The 16,036-nt window shown below is 34.3% G+C and carries 12 protein-coding genes; 6 read left to right on the forward strand and 6 right to left on the reverse strand.

What is annotated here, in order from left to right; all coding sequences use genetic code 11:
* Window positions 1–142: 142 nt before the first annotated feature.
* From betA to KO527_RS23430, 5 genes are all read right to left on the reverse strand, one after another.
* Window positions 143–1,828, reverse strand: a complete 1,686-nt coding sequence (betA, locus tag KO527_RS23410) for a choline dehydrogenase (RefSeq protein WP_216042658.1) — start codon at window positions 1,826–1,828, stop codon at window positions 143–145.
* A 97-nt stretch (window positions 1,829–1,925) separates the two neighbouring features.
* Complete coding sequence (gene betB, locus KO527_RS23415; RefSeq protein WP_216042659.1) at window positions 1,926–3,389, reverse strand: betaine-aldehyde dehydrogenase; 1,464 nt, start codon at window positions 3,387–3,389, stop codon at window positions 1,926–1,928.
* Window positions 3,380–3,985 carry a transcriptional regulator BetI gene (gene betI, locus KO527_RS23420; RefSeq protein ID WP_216042660.1) on the reverse strand — a complete coding sequence of 202 codons (606 nt, stop codon included), beginning with the start codon at window positions 3,983–3,985 and terminating at the stop codon, window positions 3,380–3,382. Before betI ends, betB begins: the two co-directional genes overlap by 10 nt.
* Window positions 3,986–4,263: 278 nt before the next feature.
* Window positions 4,264–5,022 (reverse strand): SDR family NAD(P)-dependent oxidoreductase, encoded by a 759-nt coding sequence (locus tag KO527_RS23425; protein ID WP_216042661.1) that lies wholly within the window; start codon window positions 5,020–5,022, stop codon window positions 4,264–4,266.
* A gap of 91 nt (window positions 5,023–5,113) precedes the next feature.
* The gene (locus KO527_RS23430) at window positions 5,114–6,754 is read right to left on the reverse strand and encodes a methyl-accepting chemotaxis protein (protein ID WP_216042662.1); all 1,641 of its coding nucleotides are present in this window, start codon (window positions 6,752–6,754) and stop codon (window positions 5,114–5,116) included.
* Between the two features lie 112 nt (window positions 6,755–6,866).
* Between KO527_RS23430 and KO527_RS23435 the strand changes: the two genes are divergently transcribed.
* From KO527_RS23435 to KO527_RS23450, 4 genes are all read left to right on the forward strand, one after another.
* A complete protein-coding gene (locus KO527_RS23435) occupies window positions 6,867–7,166 on the forward strand; it encodes a hypothetical protein (protein WP_216042663.1) in 300 nt (99 codons plus the stop codon).
* Window positions 7,167–7,274: 108 nt separating this feature from the next.
* Window positions 7,275–8,033, forward strand: coding sequence for a hypothetical protein (locus KO527_RS23440; RefSeq protein WP_216042664.1), 759 nt, complete (start codon window positions 7,275–7,277; stop codon window positions 8,031–8,033).
* A gap of 63 nt (window positions 8,034–8,096) precedes the next feature.
* Window positions 8,097–8,312 carry a DUF1653 domain-containing protein gene (locus KO527_RS23445; RefSeq protein WP_216042665.1) on the forward strand — a complete coding sequence of 72 codons (216 nt, stop codon included), beginning with the start codon at window positions 8,097–8,099 and terminating at the stop codon, window positions 8,310–8,312.
* Between the two features lie 415 nt (window positions 8,313–8,727).
* A complete protein-coding gene (locus KO527_RS23450) occupies window positions 8,728–10,746 on the forward strand; it encodes a methyl-accepting chemotaxis protein (protein ID WP_216042666.1) in 2,019 nt (672 codons plus the stop codon).
* 72 nt (window positions 10,747–10,818) lie between these two features.
* Here KO527_RS23450 and KO527_RS23455 read toward each other — a convergent pair whose 3' ends face one another.
* Window positions 10,819–12,678, reverse strand: a complete 1,860-nt coding sequence (locus KO527_RS23455) for a serine hydrolase domain-containing protein (RefSeq protein ID WP_216042667.1) — start codon at window positions 12,676–12,678, stop codon at window positions 10,819–10,821.
* 203 nt (window positions 12,679–12,881) lie between these two features.
* On the opposite strand from KO527_RS23455, the gene KO527_RS23460 reads away from it, so the two are divergent.
* Together KO527_RS23460 and KO527_RS23465 are read left to right on the forward strand one after the other, a co-directional pair.
* Window positions 12,882–15,068: a transcriptional regulator gene (locus KO527_RS23460; protein ID WP_216042668.1), complete on the forward strand. Its 2,187-nt coding sequence runs from the start codon at window positions 12,882–12,884 to the stop codon at window positions 15,066–15,068.
* 469 nt (window positions 15,069–15,537) lie between these two features.
* On the forward strand, window positions 15,538–16,036 hold a 499-nt coding region (locus tag KO527_RS23465; RefSeq protein ID WP_216042669.1), incomplete at its 3' end, for a hypothetical protein.

Genomic DNA, 16,036 nt, shown 5'->3' on the forward strand with positions numbered 1-16,036 from the left:
GTAATACTCCTGTTTCTTTTTTATAATAAGAGCATTTTAAGTTTTCAGGTTCTCACCTAAATATTAACTTTCGCAATGATGACAGTGAATATAAGCGTCATGATTGCGAAAATTAACGAATTAAAAATGCTCGCGAATGAATCTAATCTGTTTTTCTATTTGGTTTATTGGTACGTTGTTCTTGCTGCCAATTGGGCGCAATAATCACTTCTGCTGTTGATGGTGGTAATGTATCTCGGCCAAGAATAAAGTCAGCAGCACGCTCAGCAACCATAATGGTAGGTGCATTTAGATTACCGTTTGGAATTGTGGTAAAAATGGAAGAATCGACCACCCTAAGTCCATTAATGCCATGCACTTTTGTGTGTGGATCAACAACGGATAACTCATCTGTGCCCATTTTGCATGAACATGATGGGTGATAGGCGCTTTCTACAAATTGGCGAACAAACGAATCAATTTCTTCATCGGTTTGAATCTCAATACCAGGTTGAATTTCTTCACCGCGATATTCATCTAATGCCGCTTGATGGATTATTTCTCGGGTTAAACGTACACAGGCACGAAACCCTTCGCGATCTGCTTCATGCTCTAGATAATTAAACTGAATTTGAGGGTGCGCTTTAGCATTGGCAGACGTTGCTTTTATAAAACCACGACTTTTAGGTTTATTATGACCAATATGTACTTGAAAACCATGACCTGCAAAGGCTTCTTTACCATCGTATCGCATTGCTGCTGGTAAAAAATGATATTGTAAATCTGGCCATTCAACGTTTTCTTTTGAGCGGATAAAACCACATGATTCAAAATGATTGGTTGAACCTAAGCCTTTTTTAGTCAATATCCAACGTGTGCCTATTAGGAATTTACGCCATAAATCTAGCTCACCATTAAGTGATATTGGCTTTTTACACTTAAATTGAAAATAAAACTCTAAGTGATCTTGTAGGTTTTCACCCACACCAGGTAAGTCATGTTTTAATTCAATTCCAGCATCTTTTAATACTGCTTTTGGTCCTATGCCAGAAAGCTGTAAAATATGGGGAGAACCAATAGGGCCTGCTGATAGAATAACTTCTTTATTAACTGTTACGTCAACTATTTTGCCTTTTCGTTCATAACGTACACCCACTGTTTTTTTGCCTTCAAGCAATACTTTATGTACTAAAGCATGGGTGATCACTGTGAGGTTTTTACGCGCCATAGCTGGGCGTAAATAGGCATTAGAGGTAGAGCTGCGCACGCCATTTTTAATGGTCATATGCATAGGGCCAAAGCCTTCTTGCTGGGCGCCATTATAATCGTTAGTTTCTAAATATCCGGCTTGCACACCTGCATCAATAAATGCTTTATAAAGCGGGTTTTGCATTTGATTACCGTTATTAACCCCTAATGGGCCATTTTTACCGCGATAATCGTCACAATCAAATGCCCAGGTTTCAGCTTTTTTGAAATAAGGTAAACAATGTGCGTAATCCCAATTTGTCGCACCATTTTCATGCCATTCATCAAAATCTTTAGCGTGCCCACGAACATAAACCATGCCATTAATAGAAGACGAACCGCCTAAGACTTTACCGCGAGGGCAGTGCATACGGCGATTATCTAGGTATGGCTCAGGTTGAGTTTCAAATTGCCAAGCATATTTCTTGGTATTCATAGGAATAGATAATGCTGTTGGCATTTGAATAAAAATGCTTTTATCAGTGCCGCCGGTTTCAAGTAGCAATACTTGATTATTACTGTCTTCTGATAGGCGATTTGCTAAAACACAGCCAGCAGATCCTGCGCCAACAATAATGTAATCAAAATTTTGTTTTGTCATGTAAAACTCGTATTTACTACTTCAGAGATCAAAACTGTAGTTTTGATCTCAATTAAATGGTTAATGATTTAAATTTATAGATGAAAATCTATTTTATCTAAAATGGACTCTCTAAAGGCTGTAAACCAACATACACAGCTTTAATTTGAGTATAGTGGTTAAGTGTCGCAAGGCCATTTTCACGACCAATACCTGATTGTTTGTAACCACCAACTGGCATTTGAGCAGGGGAGGCGCCATAGCTGTTTATCCAACAAATGCCGGCTTGTATTTGATGGGTCACTCTATGGGCACGATTAATATCTTGGGTAAATACCGAGGCCGCCAGGCCAAAATCAGTTGCATTGGCGCGTTTTATAACTTCATCTTCATCATCAAATGTTAAAACACTCATAACAGGGCCAAAAATTTCTTCGCGGCAGATTGTCATGTCATCAGTGCAGTCACCAAAAATAGTTGGCGTAATAAAATAGCCATCAGGTGCGTTTTTAGGTTTGAGTGCCTTACCGCCATGAAGTAATTTAGCGCCTTCTTTTATACCGATATCGATATAGCTTTGTACTAAATCACGATGCTTAGCAGAAATAAGAGCGCCAAAGTTTGTTTCTGGATCCAATGGATCGCCAACAACAATATTTTGGCTTGTTCTTTCAATCAGTTTTTCTATAAATTTAGGGTAAACCGATTTTTGTACAAATACGCGGGTCACATTAGTGCAAATCTCACCTTGCGTATAAAAGTTGCCGATCATGGCCGCAGACACTGCATTATCTATATCAGCATCATCAAAAATAATCAGAGGAGATTTTCCACCAAGTTCCATTGTCACATCTTTAAGTGATGTGGCAGCTGCCGCCATTACTTTTTTACCTGTACCGACTTCACCTGTAAAAGAGACTTTTGAAATATCAGGGTGATATGTTAGCCAAGCTCCAATATCACCCGCACCTTGAATAACATTAAATACGCCATCGGGAATACCTGCTTCGGTGAAGATTTCAGCTAGCTTTAATGCGCCTAAGGGGGTCTCTTCTGATGGTTTAAAAATCATTACATTACCGCAAGCAAGTGCAGGGGCTGATTTCCAACACGCTATTTGCAATGGGTAATTCCAAGCACCTATGCCTGCACAAATACCTAAAGGTTCGCGGCGAGTATAATAAAAATCGCCATCAACAGCTTGCTGATTGCCTTCAATACCGGGAGCAAGTCCTGCAAAAAACTCAATTGAATCAGCTCCAGAATGTACATCTACTACAGCAGCTTCTTGAATTGGTTTACCTGTATCTAATACTTCAATTTTTGCCAGTTCATCATTGCGTTCTCGTAATAAAGTTACGGCTTTGTTTAATATTCGGCTACGCTCTGTTGGACTCATAGCCGACCAAAGTGCAAAACCATTTTTTGCACTTTTTATGGTTTTTTGTTTTATATGTTCATCTGTAACTTCAACTTGGTAAATAACTTTGCCTGTAGCGGGGTTAATTACATCAAATGTTTCACCGCTGGAATTTGAAATATAACCACCATCTACATAGTTTTTATAACATTTTAATGGCATGTTTTATCTCCGTGTTGCTTGATTAAGTCATCTATAAAGTTTTTACACAATTGTTGTGCTTGTTTGAACGCTTCTTCAGGATTTGGGTTTAATGCACTTCGCAACCAAAAACCATCTATCATAGCAGCTGTTTGTTTTGATGTGATTTGTGCTAAGTCTTCATCAAATATTTGACGATAAGAGAAAAGTAAATTGCTGTATAAGCGTTTGCTATTAATATTTTGTAATCTTGCAAGGCCTGGTTCGTGCATTGATTGCGCCCAAAAGCTAAGCCAGGTTTTTGTGGCAGGTATAGAGCGTTGTAGTTGCGTGAAGTTTGCTTCAACTATCATTTTTAATCGTTCAGGGGCACTGAGAGTATGATCTGTAACACGCTCTAATAAAGCGATTTTTAACTGCTCTAAAAGATATTTAACAGTTGCCTCAATTAATCCCTGTTTACCACCAAAATAGTGACTAATAATGCCAGACGATAATCCCGCTATTTTACTTATAGTGACGATGGTGGTTTTTTGTAATCCGTATTGCGCAACAGACTCTAATGTTGCATTAATTAACTGCTGTTTTCGCAGAGGCTGCATTCCAACTTTAGGCACTAATTTCTCTTTTTATTTTTAATTGAACGTTCAATCAATAATAATGTTATAGGTTTTAGCTAAAAATATCAAGTTGGTGTAATTTAGAGGAAAAGTAATTTTATTGAATTTAAAGCTATTTTAGGGGGATTTAACGTGAATTAATGGGGTTTTCTTGAATTTGTTAAACTGTTATGTTTTAGATTTTTTGGCTAAGGGGTAATTGTGAAATTATTAGTCTGAGCAGATAAAAGTATCCTAAGGTATTTTTATCTGCTTAATTATTGGCACATAGAGTGCTAACCTGCAGTTAAACCACCATCTACACTGTGCAAGCTACCAGTAATAAAGCTTGCTTCATCAGATGATAAAAAATAAACCAAATTAGCAACATCTTCACCTAAACCGACACGGCCGATTGGGTGGGCCTGTGCTTCAAGCTCCCATGCTTTTTCTAAATTGCCATCTAAGTCGGCATCAGCCCAACGTTGCATTGCTTTATCTGCTAAAGGGGTTTTGATTGTTGCTGGACAAACTGCGTTTACACGTATTTGATGTGTTGATAAATCAAGTGCTAAACTTTTTGTGATTTGGCCTAGTGCACCTTTTGTCATGCCATAGCTAAAGCTATTAGGTTTGCCTATTAATGCTTGATCTGAAGCCATTATCACTATGCTACCACCACCTGAATCTTTCATCTTTTTAGCGGTTTCTCTTACTGTGATAACAATCCCCTTAATATTGATATCTATAATGGTATCAATCTCTTCATCTGTGACAGTAAGAATAGAATTAGATTGGTGAATACCGGCATTGGCAAATACAGCATCTATTTCGCCAAATTTTGCAATAGTACCTTCAATAGCAGCAATTTGATCTGATACTTTACGTACATCACCTTTATAAAAATATATATTTTCTTTTAAATCTATAGCTAATGAATCAGCAGCTTGTGGATTAGTATCAATAAAACCAACTTTATAACCTTGGTTAACGAATTTTTTTACTGTAGCTGCACCAATACCTGTTGCACCACCTGTAATAAATGCTGTTTTCATATTATTTCTCTAGGAAGTCATTTTATGTTGCAATGGTATAGAAGTATTTAAATTCAGTAAATTACTAATAATTAATATGAACTCGATTTAATTAATCAAATAGTTCGATCTCTTGATGTTCAAGGTTACCAGTGAGCTTTTCTACCATTAAATGGAGATCTTTACTTGCATTAGCCACAGCGTTACTGACTTTATCGCTTTCTGCTAATGTACGGTAATTTTCTGATACGTGATGTAGCTGCTCTAAAGTTTCATTGAGCTCATGAGTGATATTCATTTGCTGAGTTGCTGCATTTTCAACTTTTTGATTCAGCGCTGCCATATTTCCCATTTCTTGAGAGATATTTTTTAAGGACATTTGTGCTTCTTCAGTTTGTTTAGCATTTTTTGTGGTGATGTTCACTTCTTCTGCCATAGCTGAAACAGCTTGATCTGCCGAACTTTGTAAAGTTTTAATTATGCTATTGATATTGTGAGTCGATTCTTGTGTTTTTGTGGCAAGGGTTCTCACTTCATCGGCAACAACTGAAAATCCACGGCCGGCTTCACCTGCTCTTGCTGCCTCTATTGCTGCATTTAATGCGAGTAAGTTGGTTTGATCTGCTATGCCTTCTATTACGTCTAACACACTACTTACGGCACCCGCTTGGCTAGATAGCTCTTCTATTATAGTGGTTGTGTGCTCTACCTCTGTAACTAAGTCTTGCATGTCTTTTGATGACTCGCTGATTTTAGCACTACAGTTATCTGACATTTTGATTACTGTATGAGTAGAAGACATTGCTTCATGGCTATGATGCTCAAGCTCTCCAGCTATGGTTATTAACCCTGTTATGATCTTTTCCATCATTTGGCTACATTCACTTTGCTCTTTGGCTCCCTTAGATATTTGCTCCGCGACAAGATTGAGCTCAGCAAAAGCATCTTCAACTTCGACTTTTACCACTGAAATACTCGAAACTGCATCAACAATATGGTTTTTAATTTCAATACATGAGTCTTTAAGTTTGCCAAGTTCATCATCGTGAGGGTATTGAATATCAATATCATATTTTCCTTGGGATATTAAAATTGTATCTTCAATTATTTTATTTAATGGGTTAATTATTTTTTTATTAAAGATGTACATGATGATTGCGATTACCATGATAGATAACAAAAAGGCAATCGCTGGAAATACCGCTGTAACTAATGATTGTTGCTGATTGATTTGTTGTTGATTATTTTGTGCGATATCGGCAATGCTATTTATTACTTGCTCTAAAGCCAAGCTAAAAGGCTTATCAATCCCATTAACTTGTTCATCTACAGCAGCCATATCTGAGGAGATTGAAAATGCGTTGAATCCCGCTTCATATTGCCTGTTCAGAGAAAGATGGGCACTGGCAAGTTGTTGTATTTTGTTTTTTAATACATCGTTCAATTCATAAATTTGAACAATTTTTTTGAAGTTGGTTTGTATTTTATTAGAATGAGATAAAAATTGTGCCCAATATTTATCTCTTAAATCTGCTTTACTACCTCGAATTAAAATATTTTTCCAAGCTTGAACTTGATCTTTAAAGGAGATTTTAGTTTGTGCTATTAACAAACTTTTTGTCATATCATGCTTAATAATATGTTCTGATTCATCAAGTAATGACTGTAGTTTAAAGATACTAAAATACGTACAGCAAAGGATTAAGCATATTCCAATAATGACGGGCAGTGTAATTTTTTGTCTAATATTCATATTTGAGCCTATCCAATATCCCACTAACAATTTTTGTGCATGATTGGGTGTTTGTCTAATATCTATTATGCTTAAATGATAGATGACAATTTAATTTTTTAGGAAGGGACTTATGCTAATTTTTTTGATATCAATTTGGGTGCTGCTGATGTTGCGCTCAGCATTTTCTGAATATTATTACTATCAATCAGTTAAAAATTTAGAGCCTGAAGTATGGCAACAACTAGGTTCACCTAAATATTTTAAAATTCCTATGGTTTTTGTTTCTCCTAACGGATTAAAACTACTTAAAAATATCACTAATCAAACAGTTTGCGAACATGCTAAAAAACATCGCCAAGCAGGTATTCATTTCTTACTCTATGTTGCTTTGGTATTAATAGGCAGTATTGTATTTTTTAAATTTGCATAACATGGTTATTTAATCAAACATATTTAAAGCTCTCTAATACATTAATTACTTTGTGTTTTTTTAAATTTCTATATAATTCATCTAAATTTATAAAGGATATATTTTGAAATGAAAAAAATAGCAATGATTCTAGCTGCTTTAATATTGGTAATATTAGGTGCATTTTGGTTTTTAACTGGTGGTGCACTTAATGATTTGATTAAACAGCAAATTGAGCAAGTTGGTACAAAAGTGATAGAGCAGCCTGTCACTGTTAATACAGTAGATATGAAACTGTTAGAAGGCGCTGGCACAATTAAAGGTTTAGTTTTGGCTAATCCATCAAAGTATACTGCACCTTCAGTGTTTTCATTAGATGAAGTCACTTTAGATATTAATCTTGAGAGCTTGACTACCGATCTTATTATTATCGATAAAATAGTCATAGATAAACCGCAAGCTTTTGTTGAGTTTACTGAAAATGCAGATGCTAATATTAAAGATGTACTCGATACGATTAAGAAAAATACAGCTAGTAATAATGCAACTGAACCTGCATCTCAAAACACTTCTGCAGCGACAAAAGAGCCAATTGTTCGCGTTAACAAATTTGTATTAGCAGGTGTTGCTTTAACAGTTGATTTATCAAAGCTTGGTAATAAAGCACATCAAGCTGTGTTAACTGATATCAATTTAACAAATATTGGTGGCGAGAAAGGCATGCCTGCAAGCCAATTAGGCACCGAATTAGTTAAACAAGCATTATCTGCGATTTGGCAGCAAGCTAAAAAACAACAAACTAAAATTTTAAAAGACGAAGCTAAAAAGAAGTTAGAAGAAAAAGCCAAAGAAAAATTGGGCGGTTTATTTGATAAGCTCAACGGCTAAGCTTAACTGTTTTTTATAAGCGCCAGTTTGGCGCTTGCTTGCCAAGTTATTTAAGGAATTAATATGATTGAACCAGGCCGATACCAACACTTTAAAGGTAATTTTTATCAAGTACTGCATGTGGCAAAACATAGTGAAACACAAGAATTATTAGTTGTATATCAACCTGAATATGGTGATAAAGGTATTTGGGTACGCCCTTTAACTATGTTTGATGAAACCATTGAAAGAGATGGTAAATCGTTTAAAAGGTTCTCTAAAGTTGAAGATTTATCATAAAAATCTTTAAAATTAACCGTTATTTTCTTCAATAATACGCAGTTTTTATTTTACAAATATTTTACCTGAAATAGCAGTTCATAATTTTTATTGCTGACTTTTTTATGAAAAATAATAAAGCTGTTTATTAAATATCCACATTCAATAAAAATCAATAAATTCCAATATTACAACAACCTTTTAATTTTAATATGCGGGTACACTGTATTTGAAGTATGTAACCCAAATGTAAACGGTGTTTTATCCCTTGAAAAGCATCGTTTACTTTTTTTAGTGTCGAAAAAACTTCAGTACATAAATATACATAAATCACTTATTTTTAAACATTTTGTTTGTGTAAGTTCTGATACTCTAAAACTAGTAAATCGAGCTAAATATACTACAGTAAAAACTTACCCTGATAGAGTACTCCATTATGAAAATGACCCTTTCTCAAAGAATCTATGCTGGTTTTGGTATAGTGATTTTTTTGATGTTAATCGTATCTTTAACTATTTGGATTAAGAGTAGTAACATTCAAAAAGTCGTTTTTGAAGTTCAAAGTGATGATATTCCAGGTGTGATCTTATATCTACAAGTATTAGATGAAGTTGGAGATATGCAATCTAACTTATTAGAATATTTAACTGGAGAAATAGATGAAGTTGAAAATTTTGATAAAAACTATCAGGAATTTCAGGGGTTTTATAATCAGTTAAAACCTCTGGAATCGGCTAATAAAAAAGATCGTGATAAAATGGCCAAAATTAAAGAAATCGTTGATACCTATGCTAGTCGCGCTCATAAAGATATTTTTTCTCGTTATAATCCTGAAACAGAAAAGTGGGCATTCTCTTTAATTAAAAATCTAGAAGAAGGTAAAGCGCGTGAGCTTGAAAACTTGCTCGATAAACTTAAGCAAGAAGAGTTTAACGACGCTTTAAAATCTACTGATTTAGCAGAGTCACTAAAAGATGACTTACCTGGTGTGCGTCTATATTTAGAGTTAATAGATGAAGCAGGAGACATGTTAGCATCTGTTACGAGTTTTACTGCAGGAGATTTAAGTAAAAAAGCTGATTTTTACAAAGATAGTGACTCATTTAAAAGTTATTTTGAGCAACTAAAACCGCTAGAGCAAAAGCCTCAAGAATTAGTTAACCTTCAAAAAATATATAATCTATATAATGAGATAAAAACTACTGCGCAGCTTATTTTTGAAAAATTCGATCCAACAGGTAGATCGTCTGCTTTAAAATCAGCGGACGAAATGGAACATCAACTATTCGCTAAGGTTGAAGAAATTTTAGATCGTTCAGCTGAAGAGGAGAAGTCTGATGCTATTGCGGCGATTGATGGTACATTAGTTTCATTGAATAACCAGTTATCTACATTAATTATCATTTCAATTATTGCCATTTTTACTGCGGGTGGTATTTCATTTTACTTAACAAGTAGTATTAATAAACGATTACATAACGTACTGAGTGTTGCAAATAGGGTCAGTGAAGGTGATTTAACGAGCCAACCTATCGAAGATAATAGTGGTGATGAAATAGGAGAGTTAGCTCAAGCTATGAATACTATGGCAAACTCTTTAAATGAATTAATTCGGGATATAAATAGCGTATCGAGCTCTGTTGCAAGTGCCGCCAATGAGATATTAACTGCAACTTTAGATATGACTCAAAGTTGTAATGAACAGGCTGATAAAGCAAATGTTATTTCTGTGGCAACAGAAGAAATGACAGCAACAGTTAATGAAGTTGCGCACCAAAGCTCAACCGCAGCAACGAGTGCGAGTGAATCTGGAGCACAAGCAAAAACAGGTGGTTTAGTTGTTACTCAAACGGTACAAGGGATCAATTTATTATCAGAAGCGGTTAATTCAACTGCAAATATTGTCAATCAACTTGGAGAACGTAGCACTGAAATTGGTAACGTGATACAAGTGATTAATGGTATTGCAGAGCAAACAAATTTATTAGCCCTCAATGCTGCAATTGAAGCGGCAAGAGCTGGAGAACAAGGTCGAGGCTTTGCTGTTGTAGCAGATGAAGTAAGAACTTTAGCTGCAAGAACCACAGATGCAACGCAAGAAGTAGCCAAGTCTATCGGTGCGATACAAACAGACACCACAGCTGTGATTAGTAGTATTAACGAAGGCATTGAGCAAGCCTCTAAAAGTGTTGAGTTAGCAAGTAAAGCAGGTGAGTCTTTAGAGATAATTATGGCTGGAACCCAAAGTATAGAAGCTATGATCACATCAATTGCTGCGGCTTGTGAGGAGCAGTCAGCAACAACAATTGAAATTTCAAAAGATGTTGTCGCTATTAGCTCATCATCATCTGAAATATTAGAAGTTACGAATCAAACATCAGAAAAAGCATCTAGGATGAATGAGCTTTCTGATCAAATGAAACACTTGGTAGATCGCTTTAAGTTACGTTCTTAGATTTGTTAGTTGTACTCAAAAAGCAGGATTTACATTCTGCTTTTTTATCAACTCAAGCTGCTTCGCTTGAATTTAAGCCCATACTCTCACACCTATAATGCCAAAATATAGTAGATAGCTAAACGCAAGCAAATGAATAACAGAACAAGTAGCATGATAACTATAAGCTAGCTTATTTACTTTCTTAATAGGTATTTTAACAGTATTGTAAATGGCTATTAATGAGAAAATGGCATAACAAACAGTACTTAACATTAGCATTAATGAAAAAACAGTCTTATTGCCAAAGTTTAAATAGGGGTTTTGCATACCTAAAAATACACATGTGACCATCAATAAAGCAGTAAAAGAGGCTAATAATGGATATTTCCTCAATTGTTTGTGGTCAATTGCTAGCTTTTTCCCTCTAAGTTTATTAATACCATTTATTAATAAAACAACAATGAATGAAATGACGATTATTATCCAAAGACTTGCTGTTATAAGCTGAAAATAAACAGCAAAGGCATTGGTACGTTTAAGTACTTTATCTCCATAATGGATAACTTTGCCATCAATAGGATCTTCTGCAACCGCTAAAGTTACTAGACCATTATCTATAGATTTAAATGAAGTTTTAGAGGCCGATAAAAACTGTTTAGGTTTAGCATTAAATATTAAACCACCAAATAATAATGCTTCCTCCGTAGCAGTTACTTTATATACAGCTACTAATCTATTGAAAAAATGTGCTAATTCAAATCTAGGGTTTACAGTGTAATAGTAGCCGCTCAGTTGTTTAGATATTTTATTTGATATGGTTTCTGAAAACACTTCAGGTTTATTTAACCCTTGAGTTTGAAAAGTGACAATCTGTTCTCGAATTTGTTTTAATTTACTTGGATTTGAACTATTAGTTAAAATTACAAACCCAGAGTTGTCACTAGGTAAGTATCTTAGATCTGCTAAAGCACCATTAACACCTCCGTCATGTCCGTGATATAAAAAATTATTTAATAAAACAGGGATATTGTTTAGGCCATATCCATTTTCAATTTCATTTGAATTAGTTGATTCACTGTTTCGCATACGCTTGATAGATTCAGCAGTTAAAATTGGTTTGCCACTATTAAGTAGCATTTTTGTAAACTTAGCCATATCTTCAATAGTTGAATTTATTGCACCCACTGGACGGTATATAAGATGTTTATATGTTTGAGCTTTTTGGTTTACATAAGAGATTGCACCAAACCTCTTAACCTGTCCATTATATAAATAAGTTGTGTTGTGCATTTTAAGCGGAGTAAAAACTGTTTCTTGGATATAAGATTCAAAGTTTTGTTCTGTAATTTGTTCAATTATGTAAGCTGCCACAGCTGAGCCTGAATTGGAGTAGGCTGAACGGCTTCCTGCAGGCCAGCGAGATGTTCTAGATTCAGGATAATAATTTAAGCTTTCAATTAAAGTTTGTTCAGGCGTATTGTGTTTTGCATATTCAGTTAAAGCGATTTCATCCCAACCAGTTGTATGTTCAAGTAAATGAACCACTCTAATAGGATGAGTATCATGCCAAGGGTTATAAAATTTGACTTCTGGGACTAACGCTTTTATTTCATCATCAAGATGTAAACGGCCTTGTTCTATCAACTTTAATATCGCAATAGAGGTGAACATTTTAGATACTGAGCCTATACGGTATAAGGTATTTTTATCAGCTATTTTCTGCGACTCTAAATCAGAAAATCCGAGTACTTTAATTTCTTCAATACCATTTTTATTGACTAATGCGTAAGCCAAAGAAGGAAGTGTACTTTTTTCCATGATCTTTGAAATATTGTTATTGAGTTGAGTTAATGTTTGCGCTTTTTTTGTCTCAGAACTGGCATTAGCAATATTTAAAATCGCTAGCTGTAAAAAGCAATAGATGATAATTGGTATGGATAAAAGTTTCATAGTACCTCTTTATGAATTTATTATTTTCAGTATGAAATTAATGCGAAATTTCAAGTTAAAAACACTTGAACCTAGTAGGCCAAAGTGTTTTATTAGAATTAATTAAAAGAATGGTTTAAAGCAAACAACCTTTTGTTAACTGTTGTGAACTCATGTAATAATGGGGTGTTCACAAAAGGTCACATGTATTATTAGGGTTTTTTATGGCTGGTTTAGAGTCAGGTTTTCAGGATGTTGTTATTTTTGACGAATTTAAAATTGATTTGTCTAAAGAGCGTATTTATAAAAATAATGAAGAAATAAAACTAGAACCTCAGCTGTTTTCTTGTTTGGCTTTATTAGTTTTAGAGTCACCTAATGTGGTGAGTCGTGAGCAAATTCAAAATAAAGTGTGGGCTGGAAGACATGTTAGTGATGAAGCAGTTAGAGCTGCATTTAAAAAGTTACGAAAAATACTTGGGGATGATGCGAAATCTCCAGTTTTTATAAAAACTGTGCCACGTCAAGGTTATAAATTTATAGCGCCAGTTGAAAAAGTTTTAATAACTGATAAATCAAATGAAAACCCTTCAAATAGCGAAGTGAAACCCAGCCTTTTAAATCCTTTTATTATTGTATTAGCTTGTTTGTGCATTGGTTTTTCTTATGTTTTCTACTTAAATAACACTACTGATAATGATTTAACAATCACAACAGAATTTAAAGTCAGTAAAATTACACAACTTGCGGGCTCTGAAACTTATGGTAGTTTCAATCATAATTCGCAAACAATTTCATTTACACACCGTAGTAAAAGTGATTCTCCACAACAAATTCTTATTAAAAACTTAAAAAATAACAGACTGCAAAGAATAAGTTGGGATGGTGCACATTATTCAGGTGCTTATTGGTCGAAACAAGGATATAAACTGGCATTTGGACGAAGTCATAATGGTGTATCAAACAGCATAATTACACAGTTTAATCAAAACGGGGAAGTCGTTAATGTAGATATATTGCAACACCCTAGTTTGAAGGATAAATATATTGTTGGCTGGCATGGAGATAATGCGCTTTATCTAGCGCAAGAAGCCTATGTATCAAATAACCGCAGCATTTATAAATTTGATTTAGTAACACAAGAATTAATAACAATGACATCTCCTCAAGTGACAGGGTCAGGTGATTATTTAGCTTCAGAATCATTTGATGGAAAATACTTAGCTATTATCAGAGAAGTTGCTAAAGGGGAGTTTTCATTATTAGTTATTGAAACTGGATCAGGCACACTCATCGCGAATCGTATTGTATCTATGTTTGTTAACCGTATTGTATGGCATCAAGATAATAATACATTAACTTTAAGTGCTTTTAGCGGTGCTGCAATTAAGTTTGATATCATTAAAAACAGCTTAACTAAATTACCCCAATTTCCAGCTTATACAAATGATATTTTTGCTGACTGTGGAGATAATTGTTATCTCATGCGCCAACATAATGGTAATTATTTGGATATCAAAGAAGAGCCAAACTTTTTATTATCTGAGAAAGTAGATCATAACCGACCATTAATATCTGCAAGTGACATTATCGCATTGCCGGGGGCGCAAGACTTACCTCGATATAATAATATTGGCACAGCGGTATATTTTGTGACATCAACCACTGAATCTTTAATACTTCATAAACAAGAGTTTGGCGGTAGTTTATCTATATTGGCTTGCTGGCCAAGTAATATAAAAATTACAAATTTAGAGATCAGTCCAAAAGAGAGCCACTTTGCAGCTATCGTAAATCAAAGGCTCGTCCTAGAACCCATTAAAGCACTCGCTGAGTGTGATATAAGTTTACAGTCACAGCCAGCCTATATTACGGATTCGTTAAAGAAAGTGGCAGAGCCTGTATGGCATGATAATAACGAATCTGTGTATTTAACTGTTTATGAACATGGTAAAGCTAAAATAAAAAACATCACTATTAAAGATAAAACATATACGCATGTGATTAATGAATATATTGCCTATAGACCATTTTTGGCGGTTGAAGGCTATAACGCTGTTGTCATAGATAAAAATGATGTGGCTTGGCTGATTTCATTAGAAGAGACTGAAGAGAATAAAGTTATAAAAAAAGAGAAATTAACTAAAATAGAAGCGGCTAATTTACATCGTTGGTCAGTAGATAAAAGTGGATTATATTTTACTTCGAGGCAAGGTCGAGAATCATATTTAAATCGCGTTTCTTTTGAGCCTATATCTAAATTAAAAGCAGGCGCTAACAATGATTTATTAAGCATTTCAATTGGCAATAATAAATTTAGATTAGGATTTGATTTACATCCGAATAAAAATAAACTGTTATTAGTTGAATCTTTAAGTGCACAAAGCGATTTTGTAAAAGTGAAATGGTGATTTGAATATTTAGCTGAGAAAAAACATTCAATTTTGTGGAAGTGTTTTTAAATCTCTTAAAAAAGTATGTTATTTGCTTTATTTACCTCATAACTTAAGCTTTATCGCACGGTTTGCTTTTAAGTAGCGCACGCTTTATCTTGTTGATAAAAAATAAAACTAGTATAGTCAGTGACATACAAATTTATGCTCCGATATAATAGGCGCATATAAATTACAAAGCGTGCAAGCACACTTTATTTAGTTAAAAATTTTAATTTATATTATTGATTTTAAATAATTAAACATTGATTTTTATATAGTGGTCTAACCAGGAAAGCGTGCGCGCACACTTTCTCGCCTCCGTTTTTGACGTTATTTTTCTCTAAGCTATTTATTATTAATGACTTATTTTTAATTTACATTAAGAGGTCTAACCTGATAAGTGTGCATGCCGTTTATACAAATGTTAGGTGTTTTGGATGGTTCGGTGAAAAAAGTAGGTTGTCTTTTATTTATTGTTTTTTTTGTGTTGATCCTAGTTGGTCTCTTTGTAGATTACGATGATTTAGGAAACGGCTATAAGTATTTTAATACCAGTCGTTCTGATTATCACTATATTGCAAAAAACGATAAAATGTTAATCCAAAATACCGTAGTGGATATATCTCAAATCAATAATTATGTTGTTGGAATTCAATTACCGAGGTGTTCAAATACTCATCCTCAGAAGATAATATTAAGTAATAAAGTTTTATACTTTATTTTGAATACAGAAAATGACGGCCTAGTAACGTTTTTTTCAAGAAAAGAGTTTGAAAAAGCTTTAAAGAGACGTGAAATTTTCGACAAGGTTGAATTGGACTATAGAAAGTTACAGGTACTTATCATTAATCTATATAAAAAGTATAACTCCTATTCCAAGCAGAAAGAAAAGTTAGAACAATGCAACAATGTAGAGTATAAACACCTAACACATATGAGCCGGA

Origin of the sequence: Pseudoalteromonas sp. C2R02 (genome assembly GCF_018860845.1) — a bacterium.
Classification (GTDB): domain Bacteria; phylum Pseudomonadota; class Gammaproteobacteria; order Enterobacterales; family Alteromonadaceae; genus Pseudoalteromonas.